The following is a 24,079-nucleotide window of genomic DNA, read 5'->3' on the forward strand; positions in this document are numbered from 1 at the left end:
GGACGACACTAGCCGGGAAGCCTCGCCAGCCCGGCCGTGGCGCCCCCCCCACATGGTGGACAACCGCGGTTGCGCAGCCTGCCCGGCTGGCCACCTGTGCTCACGCGAGGAACGCTGAAGAGCTCCGGCCCCCGGCAGAGACGCGATCTCGCGTGTTGACGTGCAGGGAACAGGCACCTTTCATCGGAGCGGAGGGCCATGCCGAAGAAGCGGAAGAAGGACCGGAAGGCGCGCAAGCGGCGCGTACCGGGTCAGGCCGGGACGGTCGCTGAGGTCGAGGATTTCCTCGACGATGAGGAGTGCGAGGAGCTCGAGGCCCACGAAGACCGCGACATTTTCCGCCAGTTCACGCAGGTCTACCCCGCGCCCGCCGATGCGGTGCAAGCAGCGTGCTCGGGGGAGCAGGTGGAGTGGCACGGTCGAGTCGAAGGCGGCCTGATGCGGCACCGCGTACTGGGCGGTGACAACCCGGTCGTTGAGCAGGCCGTCTTCATGGACGGCTTCCTCGCCTCAGCCTCCTGCTGCGGCTGGCTCCAGGCCCAGGACACCGCGAAGGCGGAGCGTGGAATCCTTACCACCCTCGCTGAACTGCACGAAGTCTGCCGGCCCGTTCTCGAAGCGGAGATTCGTACGATCCGGCCTGACTATCGGGCGCAAGAACTGCACCCGTTCTCCGAGGAAGCAGGTGATGGCCCGCAGGGATTCCCCAGGTTCGGCCTGCGCGTCACCTACCCGGCTCGGGAGTTGACTGACTGGGAGCAGACCCGTGATCCGGCCACGTGGAACATGGCGCAGGTCTTCTCTTCCTTCCTGGGATACGACGAGCAGATCCCAGAACTCGGCAGGGACGCGCTGATCGCCAGACTCCAGCTCAACGGTGTGCCGGCGATCCGATGCGTGCGGTGCGGCGTGCCCCTCACCGATCGGCATCCTCGGTGGAACGGGGTATGGACCTGCCCGATCGCCGAAATCGGCACGCTGTGCGAGGTCTCGTCCGACGCCTACGACCACGACGGCACATACATGTTCACCGACAGCGACTTCGGCCACCCCCACCAGCCCGAACACAGTCTGCTGACCTGATGTCGCTCGGCTGCCCATAGCGTGCCGGGCCGCCGAGCGCATGACGCCGTTGGCACCGCCAAGATCCGAGCCACTGACCGAGAAGCCACGGAGGGAAGCCAGCATGACGACGGTGCCGTTGACGGATTGGTCGCAGAACCACCGGGAGCAGCACTTCCACAGCATCGTGGGCGGCGGCTGGCTCCGCATGCGCCCGCTGATGCTGTGGTTGCTGCTGATGGCCTCCTCCGCGGTGGCCGTCCAGAAGCTGGCCGAGGCCCAAATGGTCGAGATCCTCCGCAAGGCACCGCAGGACTACGCAGCCGGTTGCGTCGAGTACACGCAGACGGTGCCCCTGCCGGACGCGCCGTGGGGCGTGCGCGAACAGGCCGTCGACCGGCGCGGCAGGCCGTACGAGCGCATCCGCCTCTTCCCCAGCATCAAGCACACGCAGGAGGAGCTGCTGCCCAGCTTCGGAGTCGCGTGACGCCGATTCCTTGGCTGGCCACCGGGACGTCAGGCAGCGTTTCCGGGACTCGCAGCCGCGTCGTCATCGCCATTGGCCGCAGCTGCGACCTGATCGCGGACGTAGTCGGCCAGGGACCGCACCCTTGCCGCGTCTTCGGGGAGCCCACCGTGGCAGAAACGGAAATCCAGCCCGCCGTTCTTCAGCTCACGCAGGGTGGTGAGTACCTCGATGTGGCTGAGCAGCCTCGTGCAGGCCTCGCCGGAGAGGACGGCCTCCACCGCGATCCCGGGGAGGTGGTCGGCTGTCTCCTTCAGTTCCGCCGGGCCGAGAGGCAGGCGATGCCCGTTGCGCAGGTGAGTGAACCACGCAGGTTCGGGAGCGGCGCCGAGCTCTTCGAGATTGACGCCGGCGGCGGCAAGGGCTCCGCGTACGCGGGTGACGCGGGCGGGTAGGTCAGCGTCGGCCACTGCCGGTGGGGCCGGGGGCGGATGCGGAACGGGCGGAGCCACTGCGCGGGGGCGGCGACGGAGCTTGTCGAACATTCCCCGATCATGCCGGTGTGTTCGCGTATCGGCTACTCCATATGGGCCTGACCTGGTGTGATGGTGCGCACTGGTGGGTTGGCGGACGACCACTCTCGGCGCTGGTCGGGGTCTGCCATCGATCGGAGGTCAGCTGCAGATCGTGGTCTGCCATCGATCGGAGGTCAGCTGCAGATCGTGGTCAGAGCCGTGACCGTCAGCACTCTCGCAGGTGTTCTACTGGCGGTAGAGTGACCTCATGGCAGAACAGGACACCAGCATCAAGACCACCAGGGACGTCCGCGACCGCCTGCGGATCCTGGCCAGCGAGCGCGGCACGACCATGAACGAGCTCCTGACAGAGCTGGTGACGCGTGAGCTGACCGAGGAGGAGAAGGATCAGCGACGGCAGCAGGCTCTGGAAGAGGTCCGGCAGACGACCGGCGTGACCGTCTCCGACGATGCACGCGCTCGGGCCCGGTCCTTCCTGCAGCACCTCGGGCGGGGGCACCACGCCGCGTGATCCGTGTCCTGCTCGACCACACCTGCATCCGGGCGCTTGCCGAAGGCGACGAGTTCCTCAACGGCCTGTATGTCGAGGCCAGTTACGGCTATGCCGAGATCGTGATTCCTGCTTTGTCCGCAGCGGTCGCCGAGCGTGAGCGGCCAGGCGCCGGACAGCACATCCTGGAGCGCCGCTTCACCACGGCCGCCGACTTCACCCGTGCTCACGCCCTGGTGGCTGGGGCATGGCGGCAGGCGGACTGGCGGGTGCTGCATCCAGCATCCTCAGTGATCGTTGCCCGGCAGGCCGGCGAGGACGCCACCCTGCTGTCGTTGGACCCCGGCCTGTACGCGGGGACGGGAGTCAGCCCGCTGAATCCCATGAGCCCTTGACCGGGCAGATAGCACTCTGTGCGGCACCAGAAACCGGGGCAGCGAGGCCCTCAGCGCCCGCCGCAGCGTAGCGACGTGGCCGCGATGGGGTTATAGGCGTCTACGGGGTGCCGTCGACGCCGGAAGAAGCGGCGTTCGGCCTACCGACCTTGCGGCGGTAACGGCCCTGGGCGGCCTGCTCGGACTCGACGTCGAGCGCGGCGGCGATCTTCTTGAACGTCAGCAGGGGCTTGCCGGTGTTCGTGCTGATGGAGCGGGCGGCCAGCAGCAGGGCGCCTTCCAAGCCGTCCAGGTCGGCGCGAGCAACCCGCAGCAACGCCAGGGCGGCGGCCACGTCCTCGGCGCGGTCTTCGAGTTCCACGACGCGCCCCGTTGTCTTCTGCCAGCGCGGAGCGGACTCGATCAGCCGGCGGGCCTGGTGAGCGTGAACCGCGTGCAGCAGCACGGGCACCGACGCCTCTGGAGCGCGGTCCCGGACTTCAGGCAGGACGTCGGCGTAGCGGCCAGAGAGCCGGGCGAGCAGTTCGGCCTGTTCTCCGTCCATTACGTACGGGACCGGCCGGGGCGGATGAGTCGGCTTGTCGGTGTTCGTCATGTCCCTCACCCTCCTGGCACAGCGCTGCACTGTCATCGTTATCTGGGGTTGGAGCACCTTTGCCTAGTTCAGGGACCTGATGTCGGGTGCAGGCATGTTAGGCAAGTACGACTTGGCATGTCCGAGGAAGGTGTTTCGATCGAAACGCTTCCTGGACTCGCGTTCGACGCTGGCAGCTGTGTCCAGGAAGTGGTTCGGTCGAACCGCTTCCTGCACTCATGTTCAGCGCGTCCGCGGACCTAGGGGCCGAACAGGTTTCTGCGCAGTTCAAAGCCTGATCGATGGTGCAGGCAAGTAGCGCACGTAGCCGTGAACTGGCCTGAGGAGTGAGTACCGGCCCCTTTTAGGCGTCGAGTTGGCCCCACCCGCTGTGGGCGGGCGTGAACGGTTCGGTCGAACCGTTCACGGGGCTTCGCTGGGCTGGGGCAGGGCCGTCAGCGTTTGACGCGGTTGCGGATGGCGAGGACGGCCAGGCCCAACAGGACGGGTTCGGTCAGGCGGGAGGTCATCTCGATGTAAGTGCCGGCGGTGGTCAGGTCCTGGCCAGAGGAGCGGAACACCACCGAGTTGAGGGTGACGTTCAGGGCCTTTTCGAAGCGCTCGCTGGTGAACCGGTTGCCGGTGGGGTTCCGGGGATCGTCCTTGTCGATCTCGAAGGTGACCTTGCCTCCGCCGACCGGGACGGTGCCGGTCGCGGTCTGCTTTGGGGTGGCCTTCGCTAGAGCCTGTCTTCAGTTGTGATCAAACCCGGGATGAGTGCCGGTCCGGTAGGACTGTGGTGTGACGCGTGCGCAACTCACTGGTGCGCACGCACCCCCGGCGGCCCCTCCGGCCACGGCATCGGTCAGGGTCAGGCGGCCACGGGTTCCTTGTTCGTGGCCCTCTTCCCCTCCGCCGTCGAGCGCTTGGCGAAGAGCTGGTCCAGGCCGAGCGCGCCGGAACCGGTGAAGATCAGCAGGAACATGGCCCAGCTGAACATGGCCGCGGGCTCGCCGCCGTTCTCGACCGGCCAGAGGGCCATCGGCTGGTGGACCTTGAAGTACGCGTACGCCATGGCGCCGGAGGCGATGAACGCCGCTAAGCGGGTGCCGAGGCCGAGGATGACGAGGGCGCCGCAGACGAGTTCGATGACGGCCGAGTACCAGCCTGGCCAGGTGCCGGTGGCGACGGTCGCGCCCTTGCCGTCGGCGCCGCCCAGGAGGCCGAAGAGCTTCTGGGCGCCGTGGCACAGGAAGAGCAGACCGATGACGATGCGGAACAGCCCGAGGGCGTATGGCTGGGCGCTGTTGAGGCGTCCGGACATGAGTGGAGGACTCCTTCGGTATCACCCGGTCCTTGTGAGACCGGTGGGGACGGTTGCTACCGGCGGGTCACTCCACGTTAGGCATGACCATCAATGCTTGCAAGTTCAACATTTGGCCAATACTTCATCTCCTTAATGGGGGGATACCGTGAAAGTCGTCGCACGTAGCGCCGCTCGCGCCACCGAGTCCGCGTCCGAAAGCGTGACCGAATTCACTCCCGGCCGCGCGCCCGCGGCGGTCACCCAGTGCACACCTTCCGTCGGCACTCCGAACGCGAACCTCCGTTCGTGGGCCACCCCATGACGGTCGATTACCCGGTACGGCCGGTCCGTCACATCCAGCCCGCCCGTCTCGTAACCGTCCACGCGGTGTGGACGGCACGCGCCCGCCCTCAGCAGGCCGGCGAGCAACCCGTCGGCCGTACGGCGCAGATCCGGCTCCGGGAGACGGGCCTCGACGACCGTCGTCACCCGGACCGCCGAGCCGGGCACATCGGGGGAGTACGCCAGCCAGGCCCCGGCCCCGGTCCCGACACCGGCCCCGACACCGGCCCTGTCGTCTGGGGCTGGGCGCACCTCCAGCCGGGGGCCGAGCACCGTCAGCACGCCCGCCTCGATCAGCGCGGACATCTCCTCGATACGGCGCCGGGGCGGGCCGATGGAGAGGAAGGCGTTCAACGGGGTGTACCAGCGGTCCAGATGCTCCCGCCGGGACGCGCCGGTGAGCCCGCCGTGGTCCACGACCAGCCGCAACTCGTTGCGCAGATCCCGCAGTACGTCGAGCGCGGCCTTCGCCGGGCCCTCGACATTCCCGAGCGCGGCCTGCACCGCGTCCTTGCGCAGATATCCCAGCAACCAGCTCCGCCACGCCTGTGGATCCGGGAAGACGACTCCGGCGTACGGCCGCGAAACCCGGTCCCAGGACCAGCGGTCGGCCTCCGGTATCCCGAACTCGTCGAGAACGGCGGCCTCTTGAGGGCTGCGGTGGGGCGTGGCGAGGAAGTCGTCGCGAAAGAGCCTGGCGTGTTCCCGCTCCTCGCCCTCCTTCCCCTTCAACAGCCCCTCGTAGTACACCGCTTCCACCTCCTTCGCCACCAGCGGCCATATCTCCGCGAGGAAGTCGGGCGCCTCCCCGGAGTCCGCGCGCTTGCGGAAGCCCGCGATCACCTCGGGGGTCAGGACGAGCGGGACGTGGCGGCCGTACGGCCCCTTGGCGTTGTCACCGCGCGCCTGGTACGGCACACCGCGCCGGGAGCCGGCGTACAGGCGCGGCTCGCGGCCCGAGGGCACATAGCGGAGGCCTGATGCGGCGCCGGAGTCGTATACGAACCGGCCGCCCCGTCCCGTCGTCAGCAGGGCCATGTGGTCGAAGAAGTTGAGGCCGAGGCCGCGCAGCAGGACCGGCTCGCCCGGGGTGACGGGGGAGAGGTCGAGGTCGGCCGGGTTGGCGGGCGGGAAGTGGCGCAGCCCGTGGCGGTCGGCGTACGCGGTCAGTCGCCGTTCCGCTTGGCCGGGGACCACGGGGAGGTGGCCCTGGGCGAGGACCACGGCGGCGAGGCCGGTCAGGACCCGGCCGGTGGCGAGGGTGAGCCGCTGGCTGCCGTCGGGGGCGTCGTCGAGGCGGACCGCGCGGGTGCGATGCGTCTCGATCCGTATCCCGGGCGGCGCCCCGCGCACCACCTCGGCGAAGACCCACTCCAGATAACGGCCGTACTGGGCCCGGGTCGGATAGTCGTCGGGGCCGAGCGCGTCCTCGGGGCCGGGCTCGCCGGTTGCCCATTCGTACAGGCTCGGCCCCGGGCGTATGGGCCCCGAGCAGTCCACGCTCTCGTCGGTGAAGAGGGTGACCTGGGAGGCCACGGTGTTCATCAGGAGGTGGGGGGACTGGGCGGTGCGCCAGACCCGCCCGGGGCCCGGTGGGTCGGGGTCGATGACGTGGACCGTCAGGCGGATGCCGGGCCGCAGCAGTTCGGGCGCGGAGGCGCAGAGGCGCTCCAGGACGCTGGTGCCGCGCGGGCCCGCGCCGACGAGGGCGATGCCGACACCATCCCCGTCGAGCCCGGCGCTGTGTTCGTCGAGTCCGGCGCTGTGTTCGTCGAGCCCGACACCATCCCCGTCGAGTCCGACGCTGTGTCCGTCGAGTCCGGCGCTGTGTTCGTCGAGCCCGACACCATCCCCGTCGAGTCCGACGCCGTGTTCGTCGAGTCCGACACCATCTCCGTCGATGCCGACATCATCTCCGTCGATCCCGGCGTCACTGGTCTCGGACAATGGCGTAACTCCCGTGCGAGTGGGGCGCGTGTGTGCGTGGGGGCGCGGCGCGGCGGACCGCCCGCAGGAAGCGGACGGTCCGCCTCATCATGCCGTCGTACGTCACGGGAGCAGGGCCCTGGGACCGATCAGAGGGCCCCGGTGTGGGATGCCTCACGAGCATCACGGACAACGCGGGCAACAACCTTGCGGAATGGGTGTATTTAGGGTCTTCAGGGTGCGAGTGCCGACTCGGTCACCGTCTCCAGCCGGGCCTTCCCGCCCCGCCGGGCCCGCGCCTGGTCGAGCCGAAGCCGTGCCGAGCGGCCGTGCAGCGTCAGGGTCATGAGCTGGTTGCCGAACCAGGGGCCGCCCGTCCTGCGCCAGTCGATGGAGGGCCGCTCGCCCCGCCCGTGCCGCTCGAACCAGCGGCCGATCACCCGCCCCGTACGACTCCAGCCGAAGCGGAAGCCGAGCCTGATGGAGAGCGGGATGGAGTTGTGCACGGGAGAGCAGGTGAGCTGGAGTACGCGGGCGTCCGGGCCGGTGGCGTCGGACGGCCAGGACGGCTCGGCGACGTACGCGTGGTGGACGTCCCCGGAGAGCACCAGCACCGTCGCCGGCGCCCCGGCCCCCGAGCCCGCCTCCGCGATCAGCCCGGTCAGCGCCTCGAAGGACGCCGGGAACGCCGCCCAGTGCTCCAGATCGGCCCGCTGCCGCAGGTCCTCCCCGAACCGCGCCCACCGCTCCCCGCGCTCGCCCCGGCACAGGGCGGCGTTCCAGGCCTCGGCGTCGTGCACGAGGTGCGGCAGCAGCCAGGGCAGCGAGGTGCCGATGAGGAGGTGGTCGTACGAGCCGGGGCCGTCGAGGACCTGCGCCCGCAGCCACTCCGCCTCCCCCGGGTTCAGCATCGACCGGTTGCCCTCGTCGAGGACCCGCGCGGCCCGGGTGTCGATCATCAGCACGCGTACGCGTCCGAAGTCGCGCCGATAGCTCCAGCGGACCGAGGAGGGGTCCTGGTCGGCCCGGGAGGCATGGGCGCGCAGGACGTCCGTGCCGTCCGCGGTGGCGCGTACGGCGGCGTGGACCGGGTCGGCGGCCAGCTCGGCGGGGGAGAGGTTCCCGAGGTGTTGATGGACCCAGTACGACATCAGGCCGCTCAGCAGCCGCTCACGCCACCAGGGGGTGGCCCGGATGTCGGCGAGCCAGGCCTCACTGGTGTTCCAGTCGTCTATGACGTCGTGGTCGTCGAAGATCATCAGACTGGGGACGGTGGAGAGCAGCCAGCGGATCTCTGGGTCCAGCCAGGACTCGTAGTAGAGGTGGGTGTACTCCTCGTAGTCCGCGACCTGGTCGCCCGGCGGGTCGCTCAGGCTCCGCCGAGCGGCGAGCCAGCGGCGGGTGGCCTGGGACGTCTCGTCCGCGTAGACCTGGTCGCCGAGGAGAAGGAGTACGTCGGGGCGCTCGGCGTCCGGTTCGGCGGCGATCCGGGACGCCAGCGTGTCCAGGGCGTCCGGGCCCACCGGGTCCGGCTCCCCGGCGGCCGGCGCGGCCCAGCGGCAGGAGCCGAAGGCGACGCGCACGGTTCGGGCGGTGTCGTCCTCGGCCGGGGTGCGGATCTCCGAGGGCGGGAAGACGGAGTCCGGCAGCGGCCACACGCGCGTGCCGTCGAGGAGGACCTCGTACGCCGACGCCGTGCCCGCGGCCAGCCCTGTCACCGTGACCAGCGCGTAGTGGTGCCCGGCGATCTGGAACGTACGGGCCTCGCCGCCCCCGCCGCCGGCGCACCGTACCTCGGCGGTGCACGGACGGCTCGCCTCGACCCACACGGTCGCGGACGAGCCGTCCACAAATCTCAGCAGCGGTCCCAGGCGCAGCCCCGCCATAAGCGATCACTCTCCTCCGTCGCCCCGTACGGTACGGGGCGACGGAGGCCGGTGGGGAGGTTCCGGGGACGGTCGGTGCGTCAGCAGTTCGCCAGGTAGCTGGTGAGCGCGCTCTTCTCGGCGGAGTCGACCGAGAGGCCGTAGTAGTACTTCACCTGGACCCAGGCGCGGACGTACGTGCAGCGGTACGAGCTGACCGACGGCATCCACTCGGCCGGGTCCTGGTCGCTCTTCGCCTGGTTCACGTTGTCCGTGACGGCGATGAGCTGCGGGCGGGTCAGGTCGTTGGCGAAGGCCTGACGGGTGGAGCTGCTCCAACTGTCCGCGCCGGAGTCCCAGGCCTCGGCCAGCGGTACGAGGTGGTCGATGTCCAGGTCGGAGGCGGCGGTCCAGGTGGCGCCGTCGTACGGGGAGTACCAGCTGCCGCTGGTGGCGGCGCAGGTGGAGCTGGTGACGACGTTCGAGCCGTCGCGCTTGAGGACCGTCTCGCGGGTGTTGCAGGTGCCGCTGATGGTGATCCAGTGGTTGAACAGGTCCCGGCTGTAGCCGGTGCGGTCCTCGGTCGCCACGGTGAGGCTGGCGAGGTAGCTGCGGGCGGTGGTGGCGCTCACGGGGGTCGGGAGCGCGGCGGAGGCCGTCGAGCCGTTGAAAAGGCCGACGGAGGCTATGAGTCCGGTAAGAGCTGCGAGTATGCTGAGCCGTCGACGCGCGTAGAACTTCGGCATGCGAACTCCCTTGGGGGGTGGGGATGTTGGAGCGGGGTGCGGAGGTGCGGTTCGTGCGGTTCTTGCGGTTCTTGCGGTTCTTGCGGTTCGTGTGATGAGCCGGCGAGCGATTGAAGAGTGGCCGCGCCGTATTACGGGCGCATGTGTGTTCGGTGAGAAGTTAGTGACGCGAACATGACACAACAAGGGTTCTGGCGTGACAGGTCGCAAGGGTTCCGGTGTGACGGGTCGCGTACGATGGGCGGCGCAGAAGGGGAGTAGCTCTTCGCCGGACCGTCGACATACTGCTCAGCTCGTCTGAGCCGGCGCCCGGAGCGGGTCCTGTGCAGGGGTCCGCCAGCGAGACCTTCGGCAAGCAGTGCACATCCGTGCCCTACGGCACGGGTGACGTGTGCGCTGCCGTGCCGAGGTGTCGCGTCGCGTCAGCGGATGATTTCTCTCGGTGGGGCAGCCCCGACCGATTGAGGAACCTTGATCAGCTTCAGTGTCACGGCGCTCGTCTTCGGCGTCGTCTTCCTTGCTGAACTCCCCGACAAGACGGCTTTCGCCGGCCTCGTCCTGGGCACCCGCTACCGCGCCTCGTACGTCTTCGCCGGCGTCGCGGCGGCGTTCGCCGTGCATGTCGCGCTGGCGGTGGCGGCGGGCAGTGTCCTCACCTTGCTTCCGCGGCAGATCGTGCACGCGCTGACCGGGGTGCTGTTCCTGGGCGGCGCGGCGATGCTGCTGATGACGAAGGGCGGGGACGACGACGGCGCGGAGATCCGACGGCCCGAGGACCAGAGCTTCTGGAGGGTCTCGGGGGCGGGCTTCATGCTCATCCTCGTCGCCGAGTTCGGTGATCTGACCCAGATCATGACGGCCAACCTCGCGGCGCGGTACGACGATCCGCTGTCCGTGGGGCTCGGGGCGGTCCTCGCGCTGTGGGCCGTGGCCGGGCTCGGCATCGTCGGGGGCAGGGCGCTGATGAAGAGGGTGCCGCTGAAGCTCATCACGCGAATCGCGGCCGTGCTGATGGCGGGGCTCGGTGTGTGGAGTCTGTGGGAAGCCGTGACGGGATGACGGCGGAATGAGGGAGGGGGTGGCGGGGGGCCGGTTTGTTTTGTACCGTGGAGGAACAAAGTGGCTCCCGCCCGCACTCCCTGACCGGCGGGCGGGGCCGCCTTGTCCCTTCGGGGGCGGCTCGATCTTCGGCCCCAGCCCTGCTTCCCGCGCGTCCGCCGCTCGTTCGTACCTTGGAGCCCGCCGATGACGGCCACCACCGTTCTGACCGCCCGCGCCCTCCTGCTGGACATGGACGGCACCCTCGTCAATTCGGACGCCGCGGTCGAACGGGTCTGGCGACGCTGGGCCGAGCGGCACGGGCTCGAGGGCGACGACATCATGCAGGTCGTCCACGGACGCCAGGGGTACGCCACGATGGCGGTGCTCCTGCCGGACCGGCCCATGGAGCAGAACCTCGCGGACAACGCCCGCATGCTGGCCGAGGAGACGGCCGACGTGGAGGGCGTCGTCCCGATACCCGGCGCCCCCGAGTTCCTCGCCTCCCTCGTCGCCGCCGGTGTGCCGCACGCCCTGGTGACCTCCGCGAACATCCCCCTGTCCACGGCCCGGATGGGCGCCGCCGGGCTGCCGTTGCCCGAGGTGCGCGTCACCGCCGAGTCGGTCGGCGCGAGCAAGCCGGACCCCGAGGGCTTCCTCAAGGGCGCCGCCGAACTGGGCATCGCCCCCGAGGAGTGCGCCGTCTTCGAGGACTCCGGCGCCGGGATCGAAGCGGGGCGCGCCGCGGGGATGCGGGTTGTGGGCATCGGGGAGCGGGCGCGGGCGCACGGGCCGGACGCGGTGGTTTCCGACCTTACGTCGGTGCGGGTCGAGGTTGTTGAGGGTGGCGGGATTCGGGTGCGGGTCGGCTGAGCGGGTTCGGTGCGGTCCGTGGGGTTCGGCAGCACCCCGAAGGGCGCCGGGCGTTGCGTTCTGCGGCGGCGTGCCACCAGCCGGGTGGGGAGGGGCCGATGACCTTGGCCGTCGGCTGGTCGGGATGGAGGCCGAGCCGTCGTAGGGCGTCGGGGTGGACGCGTACGCCGAACCAGCCGTGCCAGTGGCCGTCAGGGCCGATGCCACAGGCCAGATTCCACTGGATCTCATCCGGCGCGAAGGGCATCCAGTCGATGCCGCGGTCGCGCAGTCAAGCGCGGGTGGCTGCCATCGGGGTCGGGCGGCCCGGCAGGTTCTCGTAGGCCGCGATGGTGATCCACTTGGCGCTGGAGGTGTCCATGGCGTCCATGATGGCGGTCGTCCGCGCGGGTTTCGTAGCCATTTGTTGAGGACGGTGGCCTCGGCCCACGCCGGAGGGCGTCGGCCGAGGGGTCGCTCGTGTCGGTGGCTCAGCCCTCGGTCTTCGGGCCCGTCTGCTGGATGACGTCGAAGGTCCAGACGGTCGAGCCGGAGGCGGCCGGCTTGGGTCGCTCGGCGCCGGCCTCGCCGCTCTGGTGGGCCTGCTTCATCGGGCCCTCCATCCACGCCTGGAAGGCGGCCTCGTCGCGCCAGCGGGTGTAGACGAGGTAGTTGTCGGTGCCGTCGACGGGGCGGAGGAGCTCGAACCACTCGAAGCCGTCCGAGCTCTCGACCACGCCGGCGCGGGACGCGAACCGCTTCTCCAGCACCTCGCGCTGCTCGGCCGGAACCGTGAGGACGTTGATTTTTACTACGCTGGGCACATATCACCTCTTAGCAAGAGAGCGCCGGGATGGCACCCTGACCTGGACGATGTACGAGCAGTCTCTTACATCCGTCAGAGCAAGCAGCGTGAGGATGAAAGCAAGGCGAGCCCCGAAGCCCAAAGGGCCAAGTGCGAAGCCCTGATCACGGCGAAGGGCTGGGCCATGGCCGGCCACTTCGCGGATGTGGGTAAGTCGGGTTGGGACCCGAACGTCGAGCGGCCCGAGTTCGAAGAGATGATGGCCGCCGTTCGCGCTGGTCACGTGGACGCTGTAGTCATAAAGGCGAGTAGCGCCCCTACCGCGAACGGCGTGCGTAAGTGGCGGAGCCCCGGCAGCAGACTCGTAAGTATGAAGTGATGATGCACGTTCGCCGGGTACGTCAGGGCAAGGTCACGCACCTGACCCTGTGGTTCGCGCTGGATGAGCCCCGTACTCGCCGCATCCCTGATCGCGCCGTGACATGCCGTGCGTGCGCGGAGGCTGAGCAATCGCGCTGAGGCGCCCCAACAGGCCCCGTACCCACCTCACTGGTGCAGGGCTGTTGACCCCGTCGGCCGACCCCGCCCGTCGACCGCGAGGAGCGGCGAACGGCGGAGGGGGCCTCGGGCGCCGCCGCTCGGGTCACGGTTCCTTCGTCTCGGACTCCAGTTGGGCGCGGGTGGTGAGGCCGTAGACGCCTCGCTCGTCCTTGTCCTCGGGGATGCTGCGGTTGATCTGGTAGGCGATGACGGCCTGTTCGACCTGGGTGTCGAAGCTCTCGTCGATGTCGCCGTTGTAGATGCCCAACTGGCGTAGCCGGAGCTGGAGTTCGGTGACTTCGGGGTCCTCGTCGCCCAGGCGGAGCGTCTTGGGCGCCATGGCCCGTTTGCCCGCATCCTCCTCCACGCCGGAGGCCGACGCTCGTCCCGAGGCGCCGGCGCTGGGCGCGCTCTGCGTCGGGGAGGCGGACGTGGACGGCGAGGGTGAGGCGGACGTCTGTGAGGGCGACGGGGACGGGCTCTTGGTGGGGCTCGGCGGCGGAGCGCTGATCGGTGGCGCCGGGGCGTGTGCCTCGCTCCCGGCCTCCCCGGTGGGTTCCACCGGCGTCGAGTCCCCGTCGGGCGAGGTGTCCGGGGCGCTCGCCCGTACGTCGTCCGGCAGTGCGCTGCTCCGCTTGGGGGCATCGTAGGAGAAGAGCGCGCTCGCCAGTCCCGCGGCGGCCATCACGCCCGCGGCGGCGGTTCCTGCCAGGGCGACGACGAGTGCCTTAGGGCGTCGTCGCCGTCCCCGCGGAGGCCGCGCCGGAGGGGAGGCCGGAGGGAAAGGGATGGTCGGACGGGGGCGCTGCCCCTGCTCCTGGAAGAGGCGTACGTCGGCCGCGTCCGGCTTTGTCGCGGTCATGGGCGTGGCCACCCGCATGGCGAGCGTCTCGGCGTGGTCGGGCGCCGTTCTGCTCGGGCTGGGCTCCACGCGTCGCAGCTGAATCGTTAATGCTTCAGGTTTCTCGTCGGTCGCCGGCTCGTCGCCCAGTTCCACATACGGCCGGATCCGGAGTGGGTCGAAGTCCTCCGCGGCCGCCGCCTCCGCCGTACGGGTTTCGAGGTGGGCGTCGGAGACGCGGCGGGCGCAGCCGCAGGACGGGGTGCCGTCCGAGGCTCGGGGCGCGAAGCATTCCGGGCATATATGACTGTTCGGTTCGCTCATGTAGTCGTCCTCCCCGTTAAGGCTCCCGAGTTTATGCAAACCGTCGCCACACAATCTCCCAGTCGCCCCAGGAATTACAGGTTCCGGTGGGGTTCGACAGGCCTTCGACAGGCCTTCGACAGGCCATAACCGGCCACACCGGCCACGATGGAATGGAAAGCTGAGGAAGAGGGACACTGGGGACGCTGTGCGAGACCCTCGGGCCCTCGGGAGGTCTTCATGACCGACGACACCGGCACCAGCGAAGACAGCGGCGGTACCGCCCTTCGCCAGCACATCGCCCCCGCCACCGAGCAGCAGGTGCCCGGTGGCGTGATGGTCTCCATCGGGGCCCTTCTCCTGGGCATGTTGCTGGCCGCGCTCGACCAGACGATCGTGTCGACCGCGCTGCCGACGATCGTGAGTGACCTGGGTGGACTCGAACACCTGTCGTGGGTCGTGACCGCGTATCTGCTGGCCGCGACGGCGGCGACGCCGCTGTGGGGCAAGCTCGGTGACCAGTACGGCCGGAAGAGGCTGTTCCAGACGGCGATCGTGATTTTTCTCATCGGGTCGGCGCTGTGCGGAATGGCGCAGAACATGCCCCAGTTGATCGGATTCCGGGCGGTTCAGGGGCTCGGCGGCGGCGGGTTGATGGTGCTGTCGATGGCGATCGTCGGTGATCTGGTCCCGCCGCGTGAACGCGGGCGCTACCAGGGGCTGTTCGGTGCGGTCTTCGGTGCGACGAGTGTGCTCGGGCCGCTGCTCGGCGGGGTGTTCACCGAGCACCTGAGCTGGCGTTGGGTCTTCTACGTCAACCTGCCGGTCGGGGCGGTGGCGTTGCTCGTCATCGCCACCGTGCTGCGCATCCCGCGTCGGGCAGAGCGGCATCTCATCGACTACCTCGGCACCTTCCTCATCGCCTCCGTGGCCACCTGTCTGGTCCTGGTCGCCTCCCTCGGGGGCACCACCTGGGCCTGGGACTCCCCGCAGATCATCGCCCTCGCCGTCCTGGCCATACTGCTCGCCGCAGCCTTCGTCGCAGCCGAGCGCCGCGCCGCCGAACCCGTACTGCCGCTCAAGCTCTTCCGTGTCCGCACCTTCACCCTCTCCGCGATCATCAGCTTCGTCATCGGCTTCGCGATGTTCGGCGCCATGACCTACCTGCCGACGTTCCTCCAGGTCGTGCACGGTGTGTCGCCGACGATGTCCGGGGTGCGCATGCTGCCGATGGTGTTCGGGCTGTTGCTGTCCTCGACGGTTTCCGGGCAGATCGTCAGTCGCACCGGGCGCTGGAAGGTGTTCCCCGTCGTCGGGACCGCCGTCACCACGCTCGGGCTGCTGCTTCTGCATCAGCTCGACGCGGGCAGCGGCGACGGCGAGATGAGCGCGTACTTCCTCGTCTTCGGGCTGGGGCTCGGCCTCGTCATGCAGGTCCTCGTGCTCATCGTGCAGAACGCCGTCCCGTACGAGGATCTGGGCGTCGCCACCTCCGGCGCGACCTTCTTCCGCTCCATCGGCGCCTCGTTCGGCGTGGCCGTCTTCGGCACGGTCTTCGCCGGGCGCCTGGGCGGCAAGCTGTCGAACGCGCTCGACGGCGCCCCCCTCCCGCCCGGCGTCAGCGTCGACGGGCTCCGGGCGGACCCGCGCGGGATCGCCGAACTGCCCGCCGCGCTCCGGCCGCCCGTCCTCGACGCGTACGCCTCCGCCATCACTGAGGTCTTCATCTACGCGGCCCCGGTCGCCCTTCTCGGCTTCGTCCTCGCCTGGTTCCTGCGCGAGGACCGGCTGCGGGGGTCGGTCACGGCGCCGGACGGCACGGAGACGTTCGCCAGCAACCCCGTCGAGCGGTCGTCGTACGACGAGGTGTGCCGGGCGCTGTCGGTGCTCGGGTCCCGTGAGGGGCGGCGCGAGATCTACCGGAAGATCACCGCACGGGCCGGCTACGACCTGCTGCCCGCCGCCGGCTGGCTGCTGCTGCGGATCCGGCGGTACGGCTGGGCCGAGCCCGGTGTCCTCGCCGAGCGCAGCGCCGTACCGCTGGACGTGATCATGGCCGCGTCCCGGCAGGTCGAGGAGCGCCGCCTCGCCCGCCGTGAGGGCCTCGACCTCGTCCTCACCGGCACCGGCCGCGAGACCGCCGACAGGCTCGCCAAGGCCCGCGAGGAGTCCCTCGCCGAGCTGCTCGGCGACTGGTGGGGCCCCGACCGCCCGACCGACCTCGTCCGCCTGGTCGAGGAACTCAACGCCGAACTGTGCGGCTCGGACGCGGAACGGCCGCACGTGAGTCATGTGAGTACGGCTACGTCAGGTTCTTCGTGAACCAGTGTTCCGCGTAGTCGTGGTCGTTGTGCGGCTCGGTCTCCTCGTAGCCGAGTCGGGTGTACAGCGTGCGGGCTTCCACCAAGTCGTTCCGGGTGTCCAGGACGATCCGCCGGGCGCCCAGGGAGCGGGCCGCGTCCTCGGCCGCCGTGACGAGCAGCGTGGCGCCGCCCTTGCCGCGGGCGTCCTTGCGCAGGAAGACCCGTTTGAGCTCGGCGGTTGTGGTGTCGTCGGTCATCAGCCGCACCCCCGCCGTACCCACTGGCTCGCCCCCGTATCGCGCCACCAGCAGCACCCCGTGCGGCGGCGCCAGGTACGCCCCGGTGTCCGTCGCGACCTCGCGCTCCAGCTCCTCGGGGTCCGTGACGTGGCCCTTGTGCAGCAGGTACCAGCGGTCGCTGACCTCCGTGTAGTACGCCCGCCAGAGCGCGGCGGCGACGGGGGAGTCGAAGGGCTCCGGGGCGACGGTCCAGAGGGTGGTCGTGGCGGTCATGCGGCCATTGTCGCCGTTTGAAGGACGGGGTTCGGGCAACCCGGTGCGCGAGGCGGCCCGTTGGGCCGCGAGACCTGGAAGGCAATCATGTCCACAGGCTTGATCATCACTATCGTGATCGTGGCGGCCGTGGTCGTTGTCGCGGCCGTCCTGACGCTGCGTACCCGTGGCGGCACCGGCGGCGGCGGATCGCTGCGGAGGCGGTTCGGGCCCGAGTACGACCGGATCGTGGCCCACCACGACGGCGACGAGAGGGCGGCCGCGCGTGCGCTCACCGAGCGGGTGAGGCGGCACGGCTCGCTGGAGAAACGGCCGCTGCGGGCGGCGGAGCGCGAACGGTACGAGGCCCGCTGGGCCGCCGCTCAGGAGCGCTTCGTCGACTCGCCGCGCGAGGCGGTCGCCGAGGCGGACCGGCTGCTCGGCGAGCTGGCCGCGGCGCGTGGCTTCCCGGACGCCGGCCGTTACGGGACCCAGCTGGAGGCGCTGTCCGTGCACCACGCGCATCATGTGCACGGCTATCGCCGGATACATGGTGCCGCGAACGCCGCGAACGCCGCGGGCGGCTCCGCGGGTACGGAGGAGATGCGCGAGGCCATGATCGAGGCCCGCGCCCTGTTCGAGGACCTGGTGACGGCGGACCGGCGGGACACGAGGGCGGACCGCGAGGCGCGAGCGGGCCGTGACGCGGGCCCGGACCGGTCCCACCAGCTGCCATGGGCGTTCACCAGGCGTCACGCGAAGGGGAGTTGAGGGGGATGACGGACGACCTGACCACCGGTAAGGCCGGTAAGGACACCACCACTCACGCTGTCGTTCGCTCAACTGGTGGAACGGCAGCGGGAACTTGCTGCTGAGACCCAGCCGTGCGAGGCGTCGAGACGCATGGCGTGTGCGGTTGTCGGGCTGATGGAATGCACGGTGACCGCGGTGTTCCTCGCGGAGATGTTCCCCGGGACACTCACGGGAGATGTTCCCCGGGACACTCACGAGTGACCGCCTGCGCCGCGCCGCTCGCTTCGCGGGCTTGCCGGTCACCGACGGAGGCGCCGACCCGCTGCAGACCATGCTAAAGATTCAGAACGATGTGTCGTCCGTCGTCGAAGAGCTGCTGACGGAGGCGGCCGCCGAGTTGGTGGCCGAGCGAGCGGGGCTGCTGACAGCTGAGTGGCTGGACAAGTGACAGCTGAGTGGCTGGACAAGATCGAGCGACAGAGTCCCTTCGTGGCAGCCATCCTCTGGGATGCACTGGCCCGAGGAGCGAGTACCGACCCGGACCTTCATTGACCGCTTCCGCGACCTCGTGCGGCCGAGGGGCTGCCGCTCGAAGGTGACGCGCCTCGGCTTGCTGTCAGCCGCCCGGCTCATGCCTCTCGCGTCTCTCGCGCCACTCCCGCACGACCGCCTCCACGTCGTACGGCTTCAGACCCAGCGGTGGTCCCGGTGGCGGCTTGAACATCATCTCTCGGATCTTCGTGTTGATCTCGGTGATGATCTTGCGGACGACGCGTTCGGAGGGGGCCACGGCGGCTGCCGCCAGCGCGTCCTCCGCCTCTTTGCGCAGCGCCAGGGTCGGTGGCAGCACCGACATGCCCTCGCGGGCCATCTTCTGTTTGATCCACCAGAGTTCGTCGTACGTCGTGTCGTCGCCGGCGAGCGGGCGGCCGGCGCCGGGGAGGGACTTGAAGTCGCCGCGTGCCTCCGCGTCGCGGATCTGTTTGTCGACGAAGGACTCGAAGCTGACACCGGGTGGCTTTCGCTCGGTCATACATCCATTGTGCCGGAGGCCACACAACGGGACGAGCTGGGGAATTATCATGCGGCGGCGTGCGCCAAACGCGCCGTGCGCAGCGATAATTGGTGTTGACCCGTTAGGAGCGGTACGTGCTCGAACTCACCATGGCCTCGGTGTCCGAGGCGGACGCCGGGGCGACGGCCGGAATGCAGATGGCCGACGCGCCCAGCGAGCCGGGCGCCATGCTCAGGGTGGGCCGGGACCGGGCGGTGTGCCGTCTCGCGACACCGGACGACTGGCTGTTCGTGTCCCGCGTTCACCTGGAGTTCCTGTGCGGCCCCGACGGCACATGGCAGGTCACCTGGCTGCGCGGCACCCACGCCGACCCCTCCTCCGAGGTCCGGCTGGCACTCCCCGGCCATCCGCCCCAGCCCCTCCCGTACGGCGGTACGGCGAAGATCCCGGCCGGCGGCTCCGGCGAGCTCGTCATCCTCGACCGCACGGCCCCGCGCAGCGTCAACGTGGGTTTCTACCACGAGCCCTGACCAGCCGAAGCCCTCTGGCCCCCCAGGGCCTGTCGTCACATTCCGGTCGTCGCCCGGAGGGCGGCCCCGCGCCCGCCGCGGCAGCGGCTGATGTCCGCGTAGGTGCATGACGTCGCGGGCAGACGCGAAGGTGACGACAGGCCCTAGCTAGGGCGTGCTGCGAAAGTGCCGCCTGCCGCCTGCCGCCCGACGCCTGGCACGCTCCCCACTCTCGGCTTCTCCCCCACTCTCGGCTTCGCTCGAGCGGGAGGGGCCCATGAGCGGGAGGGGCCCCCACCGTCGCACCGGGCGAAAGCCCAAGTACGTCCAGTCCATCTAGGGGGCCTTCCGCCCGGCACGCCGAGAGCACGCTCCCCCACTCTCGGCTTCGCTCGAGCGGGGGACCCCCATGACGCCGCTCGGCCCGCCCTCCGGGCGGACGACGGGACTTTCGCAACACGCCCTAGTCGAGCACCCGGGCCAGCGCGAACCCGTCGTAGCCCTTGCTGCCCACCGTCTGGATCGCCGTGCCGGTCAACCTGGGGTGCGCGGCGATGAGTTCGATGGCGGCCCGGGTGCCCCGGATGTCCGGCTCGGTGCTGTCGGCGTCGGCGACGCGGCCGCCCCGTACGACGTTGTCGATGATGATCAGGCTGCCCGCGCGGGTGAGCCGGAGGGCCCACTCGACGTAGTGCGGGTTGTTGGCCTTGTCGGCGTCGATGAAGACCAGGTCGAACGGCTCGGGGTTCTCGTCGGTCAGCTTGGGCAGCGACTCCAGGGCCGGGCCCACCCGTACCTCGACGAGTGTGTCGAGGCCGGCGCGCGCGATGTTGCGGCAGGCGACCTCGGCGTGCCGGGCGCTGTACTCCAGGGAGATCAGCCGGCCGTCGGCGGGCAGGGCGCGGGCCAGCCAGATGGTGCTGTAGCCGCCGAGGGTGCCGATCTCCAGGATGCGGCGGGCGCCCTGGATCTGGGCCAGGAGCTGGAGGAACTTGCCCTGGTTGGCGGTGACGTTGACCGGCGGGAGCTCGGCGGCGTCGCTGTCGCGCAGCGCGGCCTCCAGGGGTTCGTCGTTGGGGGAGAGGTGGGTGATGAAGTAGTCGTCGACGTCTTCCCAGGCCCGCGACTCACTCATGAAGCCATGCCTCCTGCGCTCTCGCTCTTCGTGTGGCTAGTTAGGTCGGCTAACTAGTTGCCCTAACGAATGGTAGGCGCAGCCCGCGGCCCGTGCCAGCGATATCGCACGGGCCGCCGCGAGTTTCAGTCCTTCGGGCCGGACGCCCCGTCCGTGGCAGCCGTCGGGTTCGCAGCCTGCGGATGCCCGCCCTGCGGATGCCCGCCCTGCGGATACGCACCCGGCGGGAACCCGCCCGGCGGCGGGTATCCCCCCTGCGGACCCTGCGGGTACCCCACCGGCACCGGCGGCGGCTGCTTGCGCGCGTTCCGCCTGAGCACGATCGCGACGGCCACCCCCTTGATCACCAGTACGGCGAAGCCGATGCCGAAGGAGAACAGCCAGCCGGGGATTCCGCCCACGGTCCACATCTCGTCCACGTAGATGACCTCTCGGTAGGGTTCGTCGGTTTCCGTCTGCCGCAGGGTGTGGTCGCCGGAGATCCGCGACGGCTGCGGGAAGTTCTGGTCGACGGCGGTGAGGTAGTCCGTACCCGCGTCGGTGAGCGCGCCGAGCGTGCCGTACTGCAGGCCGATGCGTCCGGCGAACCTCACCTCCGGGGTCTCGCCGCCGATCGTCGAGCTCGGCTCCATACGGTGCTCGGCGAGGACGTACAGGCTGAGGGCCTGCGGCGTCGTGGCCAGGCGCGACAGGCGCATCGGGTACACCAGTTCGTCGCTGGCGAAGGTGAGGTGCAGCGGGTCGAGGGTGCCGTTGAGCGGGATGTCCGTGCCCGTGTCCTCCGGCGCCAGCTTGATCGCCACGTACTCCCACTTCTGCTCGACGTATGGCTGGAGCGCCGTGTCCAGGCGGTCGGAGAGCTCGAAGCCGTTCTTGTCGAGCCAGTCGCCGAGGGCGCCGGAGTCGGTGGCGGTCAGCCGGGCCACGTCGAACGGACCGAGCCGCTCGCGGCCGACGACACCCACCGAACCCTCGCCCGGCGCGGCCCCCGCGCCGTCGACCTCGCCGATGTCGAACGGCCAGTCGCTCGACTTCGGCCAGAAGTACTCCCGGGTCCGGTACTCGGGGGCGCTCTCCTCGGCGAGCTGGTCGAAGAGGGCCGCGTCGCCGAGCTCGACCGTCGCCCGGTTCGGCACCGGCATGATCCAGGCGGCCGTACGGGTGTCGCCGGTGACCGTCAGCCGCATGACGATCTGCTCCTCGCGGCCGTCCCAGCGCACGATCGACGTCTCGCGGTTCACATACACGTTCCGCTGCGCGTCCGGCAGCATCGCGCCGCACCCGCAGGCGTACGCCGGTGCCACGAGCGATGCCAGCTGGAACCCCAGCAGCGCCAGGACGACCACCCACAACCGCCCACGCCCAGGCCCCCGTACGAGACTGTTGGTCCTCATCCCCCGTGCTCCTTCTGCCGCGCATATGTGCGTGCGGCCATGTTCCCAGGTGTTTGTCCGTGGCCCGTCACAGCCATACCGGTGATGTGCATCTGTGATCCGCTGTGATCCACGTCGCGCCCTCGAGGTGGCAGGCAACGTGCGGCGGGCTATCGTCATCCGGACAAAAGAGGGGCGACTCTCAGGTAAAGAGGGGATTGCCCGCGTCTCACGGCAGGGGCAGTGCGAGCCTTCTGGACGGGACATCGACGGGGTGGGAGGGCAACGGGGCGTGGCGAACGCGGAGCAGAGCAGACCGAGCGGTGCCGGGAGGGCCGGCTTGGTGGCCGCACGACTGGGGACGGTACGGGCGGTGCTGTGGCTGATCGCCGGCGTCCTGGCCCTGCGGCAGATCGCGGTCGTGCTGAACACGCCCAGAGGTGAGCGGCTGACGGATCTGGAGACCTGGGTCGGGCCCGCGGGCGTCCTGCACGTCACGGGCTCGCTCTACGAGTCGACGAAGTTCACCGGTACGCCCTTCAGCGGCCTCGTCCTCAAACCTCTCACCCGCATGGCCGAACAGGCCCTCGGCTGGGGCTGGACCTTCGGCACTCTCCTCCTGGTCGTCGCCCTGGGCCTGGTCGCCGCCCGCGCCCTGCCCCAGCCCGTCACCCGGCGCAGCACCCTGCTCGCGGCGCCCGTCGCGGTCACGCTGCTGATGCTGTCGCTGCCCGTACGCAACACGCTGTATCTGGGCCAGACCAGCATCATCCCCGTCCTGCTCGTCCTCGCGGGCTGTTTCGCGGTCCGGGGCGAGCGCATCAGCGGGGTCCTCATAGGGCTCGCCGCCGCCCTCCAGCCGACCGTGCTGCTCTTCGTGCCGCTGCTGTGGTTCACCGGCCGCAAGCAGGCCGCCGCGTCCACCGGCGCCACGTTCGCCGGGGTCACCGCGCTCACCTGGGCCGCGATGCCGCACGACTCGTACACCTACTGGGTGTACCACCTCGCGGGCGTCGGCCTCGGCGGCCGGGCGGACGACCTCGCCAACCAGTCCCTGCACGGCGCCCTGCTCCGGCTCGGCCTCGAAGGCCCGCTGGAGATCGCGCTCTTCTTCGCCCTCGCGGCCGCCGTCGCCGCGTTCGGCATGCGGCGGGCCATCCACTACGCCCGTGACGGACAGCTGCTGCTCGCCGTCGCGATCACCGGCTGTGTCGTGGTCGCCGTCTCCCCGACGTCCTGGAAACACCAGCTGCTGTGGGTGCTGCTCGCGGTCGTCGGCCGGGTCGGCACGAGGGCCTCCGGCCGGTACGTGTGGCCGGTCGCCGTCGTCCTGGTGATGACGCTGCCCGCGAAGATGATGGTGCCGAACATGGGTGTCCTGCACCCGCTGCGTGACAACGTCGTCCTGCTGGCCGCGCTCGCCGCCGCCCTCGCCGTCCCGTTCCTGTCCCGCACTTCGGAGTACTACCGGGCCCCGATCCCCACCGAGTACGCCCCGAAGGCCGAGACCCGCTTCAGCTGGGCCCCGCTGCTGCGCAGGGTCGCCACCCGCCCGAACCTGCTCCTCGAACTGCTCCTGATCCGCGTCACCTACGCGGCTTATCAGCGCACCCGTCTCGAGGCCACCGGCAGCCGGGCCGCCGCCGAGGAGCACGCGTCACAGATCCTCGCCGCCGAGAAGGCCCTGTTCATCGACATCGAACACTGGTTCAACCACGCGGTGGTCCAGGTCGACTGGCTGCGGACCTTCTTCGACTTCTACTACACGTCGTTCCACTTCGTCGTCCCGCTCAGCGTCCTCGGCATCCTCTACTGGCGCCGCCCCGCCGACTACCGCTGGGCCCGCACCACCATCGGCTTCACCACGGTCCTCGCCCTCTTCGGCTTCTTCTTCTACCCCCTGGCGCCGCCGCGCCTGATGCCCGGCCTCGGCATCATCGACACGATCCACGGTGTCCAGGACTTCTCCAAGCCGGACTACGGCAGGCTCACCGAACTCACCAACCAGTACGCGGCGATGCCCTCACTCCACTTCGGCTGGTCCCTGTGGTGCGGCCTGACCATCGCCATCGTCGCCCCCAGGGTGTGGATGAAGGTCCTGGGCCTGCTCCACCCGACCTTCACCGTCCTGGCGATCGTGGCAACGGGCAACCACTGGGTTCTGGACGCGGTGGGCGGCGCGGCGGTGGTGGGGGGCGGCTTCGCCCTGACGTACATCCTTACGGGGCCCAGGACCACCGCGCCCCGCAAGGGGCGCGGGGCGGGACATGATGCGGCTCCGCCGCGTGGGCGTGAGCAACCACAACCAACCAGCAGCCAGGAGTCAGCAGCTGTGGAACGGCGCTAGGGCCTGTCGTCACCTTCCCGTCGTCGCCCGGCGGGCTGCCACGCGCCCGCCGCGGCAGCGGCTGAT

23 protein-coding genes and 3 pseudogenes are annotated in these 24,079 nt (G+C 69.9%); 11 read left to right on the forward strand and 15 right to left on the reverse strand.

What is annotated here, in order from left to right; all coding sequences use genetic code 11:
* Positions 1–198 precede the first annotated feature (198 nt).
* Both CES90_RS12355 and CES90_RS12360 read left to right on the forward strand, forming a co-directional pair.
* On the forward strand, positions 199–1,083 hold the full coding sequence (locus CES90_RS12355) for a hypothetical protein (RefSeq protein WP_189784786.1): 885 nt from the start codon (positions 199–201) through the stop codon (positions 1,081–1,083).
* Between the two features lie 103 nt (positions 1,084–1,186).
* Positions 1,187–1,549: a hypothetical protein gene (locus CES90_RS12360; protein WP_189784785.1), complete on the forward strand. Its 363-nt coding sequence runs from the start codon at positions 1,187–1,189 to the stop codon at positions 1,547–1,549.
* A 29-nt stretch (positions 1,550–1,578) separates the two neighbouring features.
* Here CES90_RS12360 and CES90_RS12365 read toward each other — a convergent pair whose 3' ends face one another.
* Positions 1,579–1,998, reverse strand: a complete 420-nt coding sequence (locus CES90_RS12365) for a hypothetical protein (RefSeq protein WP_189784784.1) — start codon at positions 1,996–1,998, stop codon at positions 1,579–1,581.
* 313 nt (positions 1,999–2,311) lie between these two features.
* Between CES90_RS12365 and CES90_RS12370 the strand changes: the two genes are divergently transcribed.
* Both CES90_RS12370 and CES90_RS12375 read left to right on the forward strand, forming a co-directional pair.
* On the forward strand, positions 2,312–2,575 hold the full coding sequence (locus tag CES90_RS12370; RefSeq protein ID WP_189784783.1) for a hypothetical protein: 264 nt from the start codon (positions 2,312–2,314) through the stop codon (positions 2,573–2,575).
* A complete protein-coding gene (locus tag CES90_RS12375) occupies positions 2,572–2,949 on the forward strand; it encodes a PIN domain-containing protein (protein ID WP_189784782.1) in 378 nt (125 codons plus the stop codon). Before CES90_RS12370 ends, CES90_RS12375 begins: the two co-directional genes overlap by 4 nt.
* A gap of 100 nt (positions 2,950–3,049) precedes the next feature.
* Here the strand turns inward: CES90_RS12375 and CES90_RS12380 are convergent, their stop codons facing one another.
* From CES90_RS12380 to CES90_RS12405, 6 genes and pseudogenes are all read right to left on the reverse strand, one after another.
* Positions 3,050–3,544, reverse strand: coding sequence for a hypothetical protein (locus CES90_RS12380; RefSeq protein WP_189784781.1), 495 nt, complete (start codon positions 3,542–3,544; stop codon positions 3,050–3,052).
* Between the two features lie 434 nt (positions 3,545–3,978).
* Positions 3,979–4,266: pseudogene (locus tag CES90_RS12385) on the reverse strand (hypothetical protein); the annotation flags it as partial.
* A gap of 128 nt (positions 4,267–4,394) precedes the next feature.
* Positions 4,395–4,847, reverse strand: coding sequence for a DoxX family protein (locus CES90_RS12390; protein ID WP_189784201.1), 453 nt, complete (start codon positions 4,845–4,847; stop codon positions 4,395–4,397).
* 77 nt (positions 4,848–4,924) lie between these two features.
* Positions 4,925–6,884, reverse strand: a pseudogene (locus CES90_RS12395) (FAD/NAD(P)-binding protein).
* A gap of 446 nt (positions 6,885–7,330) precedes the next feature.
* Positions 7,331–8,983 (reverse strand): alkaline phosphatase D family protein, encoded by a 1,653-nt coding sequence (locus tag CES90_RS12400; protein ID WP_189784202.1) that lies wholly within the window; start codon positions 8,981–8,983, stop codon positions 7,331–7,333.
* Between the two features lie 80 nt (positions 8,984–9,063).
* Entirely contained in the window at positions 9,064–9,708 is a 645-nt protein-coding gene (locus tag CES90_RS12405; RefSeq protein WP_189784203.1) for an HNH endonuclease family protein, read from the reverse strand.
* A gap of 471 nt (positions 9,709–10,179) precedes the next feature.
* On the opposite strand from CES90_RS12405, the gene CES90_RS12410 reads away from it, so the two are divergent.
* Positions 10,180–10,767 (forward strand): TMEM165/GDT1 family protein, encoded by a 588-nt coding sequence (locus tag CES90_RS12410; RefSeq protein ID WP_189784204.1) that lies wholly within the window; start codon positions 10,180–10,182, stop codon positions 10,765–10,767.
* Positions 10,768–10,953: 186 nt separating this feature from the next.
* Positions 10,954–11,619, forward strand: coding sequence for an HAD family hydrolase (locus tag CES90_RS12415; protein ID WP_189784205.1), 666 nt, complete (start codon positions 10,954–10,956; stop codon positions 11,617–11,619).
* A gap of 43 nt (positions 11,620–11,662) precedes the next feature.
* Here CES90_RS12415 and CES90_RS49455 read toward each other — a convergent pair.
* From CES90_RS49455 to CES90_RS12420, 3 genes and pseudogenes are all read right to left on the reverse strand, one after another.
* Positions 11,663–11,866: pseudogene (locus CES90_RS49455) on the reverse strand (hypothetical protein); the annotation flags it as partial.
* 24 nt (positions 11,867–11,890) lie between these two features.
* A complete protein-coding gene (locus tag CES90_RS51230) occupies positions 11,891–12,022 on the reverse strand; it encodes a hypothetical protein (RefSeq protein ID WP_268257028.1) in 132 nt (43 codons plus the stop codon).
* A gap of 67 nt (positions 12,023–12,089) precedes the next feature.
* On the reverse strand, positions 12,090–12,422 hold the full coding sequence (locus CES90_RS12420; RefSeq protein ID WP_189784206.1) for an antibiotic biosynthesis monooxygenase family protein: 333 nt from the start codon (positions 12,420–12,422) through the stop codon (positions 12,090–12,092).
* Positions 12,423–12,491: 69 nt separating this feature from the next.
* Between CES90_RS12420 and CES90_RS12425 the strand changes: the two genes are divergently transcribed.
* On the forward strand, positions 12,492–12,782 hold the full coding sequence (locus CES90_RS12425) for a recombinase family protein (protein WP_229913967.1): 291 nt from the start codon (positions 12,492–12,494) through the stop codon (positions 12,780–12,782).
* Between the two features lie 264 nt (positions 12,783–13,046).
* Here the strand turns inward: CES90_RS12425 and CES90_RS12430 are convergent, their stop codons facing one another.
* Positions 13,047–14,108 (reverse strand): peptidoglycan-binding domain-containing protein, encoded by a 1,062-nt coding sequence (locus tag CES90_RS12430; RefSeq protein ID WP_189784207.1) that lies wholly within the window; start codon positions 14,106–14,108, stop codon positions 13,047–13,049.
* A gap of 315 nt (positions 14,109–14,423) precedes the next feature.
* Here CES90_RS12430 and CES90_RS12435 point away from each other — a divergent pair, with 315 nt between their 5' ends.
* The gene (locus CES90_RS12435) at positions 14,424–16,409 is read left to right on the forward strand and encodes an MDR family MFS transporter (RefSeq protein WP_229913968.1); all 1,986 of its coding nucleotides are present in this window, start codon (positions 14,424–14,426) and stop codon (positions 16,407–16,409) included.
* Here the strand turns inward: CES90_RS12435 and CES90_RS12440 are convergent.
* A complete protein-coding gene (locus CES90_RS12440; RefSeq protein ID WP_189784208.1) occupies positions 16,390–16,902 on the reverse strand; it encodes a GNAT family N-acetyltransferase in 513 nt (170 codons plus the stop codon). The genes CES90_RS12435 and CES90_RS12440 overlap by 20 nt on opposite strands.
* An 87-nt stretch (positions 16,903–16,989) precedes the next feature.
* On the opposite strand from CES90_RS12440, the gene CES90_RS12445 reads away from it, so the two are divergent.
* Positions 16,990–17,652 carry a hypothetical protein gene (locus CES90_RS12445; protein WP_189784209.1) on the forward strand — a complete coding sequence of 221 codons (663 nt, stop codon included), beginning with the start codon at positions 16,990–16,992 and terminating at the stop codon, positions 17,650–17,652.
* Positions 17,653–18,250: 598 nt separating this feature from the next.
* Here CES90_RS12445 and CES90_RS12450 read toward each other — a convergent pair.
* Positions 18,251–18,667: a DnaJ family domain-containing protein gene (locus tag CES90_RS12450; RefSeq protein ID WP_189784210.1), complete on the reverse strand. Its 417-nt coding sequence runs from the start codon at positions 18,665–18,667 to the stop codon at positions 18,251–18,253.
* 116 nt (positions 18,668–18,783) lie between these two features.
* Here CES90_RS12450 and CES90_RS12455 point away from each other — a divergent pair, with 116 nt between their 5' ends.
* Entirely contained in the window at positions 18,784–19,179 is a 396-nt protein-coding gene (locus tag CES90_RS12455; protein WP_189784211.1) for a hypothetical protein, read from the forward strand.
* A gap of 442 nt (positions 19,180–19,621) precedes the next feature.
* Here CES90_RS12455 and CES90_RS12460 read toward each other — a convergent pair whose 3' ends face one another.
* On the reverse strand, positions 19,622–20,293 hold the full coding sequence (locus CES90_RS12460) for an O-methyltransferase (protein ID WP_189784212.1): 672 nt from the start codon (positions 20,291–20,293) through the stop codon (positions 19,622–19,624).
* A gap of 125 nt (positions 20,294–20,418) precedes the next feature.
* Positions 20,419–21,687, reverse strand: a complete 1,269-nt coding sequence (locus CES90_RS12465; protein ID WP_189784213.1) for a DUF2330 domain-containing protein — start codon at positions 21,685–21,687, stop codon at positions 20,419–20,421.
* A 271-nt stretch (positions 21,688–21,958) separates the two neighbouring features.
* Between CES90_RS12465 and CES90_RS12470 the strand changes: the two genes are divergently transcribed.
* On the forward strand, positions 21,959–24,013 hold the full coding sequence (locus tag CES90_RS12470) for a bifunctional glycosyltransferase 87/phosphatase PAP2 family protein (RefSeq protein ID WP_189784214.1): 2,055 nt from the start codon (positions 21,959–21,961) through the stop codon (positions 24,011–24,013).
* The last annotated feature ends 66 nt before the right edge of the window (positions 24,014–24,079 follow it).

The sequence above is a fragment of the Streptomyces capitiformicae genome, assembly GCF_002214185.1.
Lineage (GTDB): Bacteria > Actinomycetota > Actinomycetes > Streptomycetales > Streptomycetaceae > Streptomyces > Streptomyces capitiformicae.

Excerpts from the sequence above, each read along its gene's own strand:
- CES90_RS12465 (WP_189784213.1), bottom strand. The coding sequence starts at position 21,687 with ATGAGGACCAACAGTCTCGTACGGGGGCCTGGGCGTGGGCGGTTGTGG.
- CES90_RS12460 (WP_189784212.1), bottom strand. The coding sequence starts at position 20,293 with ATGAGTGAGTCGCGGGCCTGGGAAGACGTCGACGACTACTTCATCACC.
- CES90_RS51230 (WP_268257028.1), bottom strand. The coding sequence starts at position 12,022 with ATGGCTACGAAACCCGCGCGGACGACCGCCATCATGGACGCCATGGAC.
- CES90_RS12415 (WP_189784205.1), top strand. The coding sequence starts at position 10,954 with ATGACGGCCACCACCGTTCTGACCGCCCGCGCCCTCCTGCTGGACATG.
- CES90_RS12370 (WP_189784783.1), top strand. The coding sequence starts at position 2,312 with ATGGCAGAACAGGACACCAGCATCAAGACCACCAGGGACGTCCGCGAC.
- CES90_RS12445 (WP_189784209.1), top strand. The coding sequence starts at position 16,990 with ATGTCCACAGGCTTGATCATCACTATCGTGATCGTGGCGGCCGTGGTC.
- CES90_RS12435 (WP_229913968.1), top strand. The coding sequence starts at position 14,424 with ATGGTCTCCATCGGGGCCCTTCTCCTGGGCATGTTGCTGGCCGCGCTC.
- CES90_RS12360 (WP_189784785.1), top strand. The coding sequence starts at position 1,187 with ATGACGACGGTGCCGTTGACGGATTGGTCGCAGAACCACCGGGAGCAG.
- CES90_RS12430 (WP_189784207.1), bottom strand. The coding sequence starts at position 14,108 with ATGAGCGAACCGAACAGTCATATATGCCCGGAATGCTTCGCGCCCCGA.
- CES90_RS12450 (WP_189784210.1), bottom strand. The coding sequence starts at position 18,667 with ATGACCGAGCGAAAGCCACCCGGTGTCAGCTTCGAGTCCTTCGTCGAC.
- CES90_RS12380 (WP_189784781.1), bottom strand. The coding sequence starts at position 3,544 with ATGACGAACACCGACAAGCCGACTCATCCGCCCCGGCCGGTCCCGTAC.
- CES90_RS12405 (WP_189784203.1), bottom strand. The coding sequence starts at position 9,708 with ATGCCGAAGTTCTACGCGCGTCGACGGCTCAGCATACTCGCAGCTCTT.
- CES90_RS12440 (WP_189784208.1), bottom strand. The coding sequence starts at position 16,902 with ATGACCGCCACGACCACCCTCTGGACCGTCGCCCCGGAGCCCTTCGAC.
- CES90_RS12390 (WP_189784201.1), bottom strand. The coding sequence starts at position 4,847 with ATGTCCGGACGCCTCAACAGCGCCCAGCCATACGCCCTCGGGCTGTTC.
- CES90_RS12355 (WP_189784786.1), top strand. The coding sequence starts at position 199 with ATGCCGAAGAAGCGGAAGAAGGACCGGAAGGCGCGCAAGCGGCGCGTA.
- CES90_RS12400 (WP_189784202.1), bottom strand. The coding sequence starts at position 8,983 with ATGGCGGGGCTGCGCCTGGGACCGCTGCTGAGATTTGTGGACGGCTCG.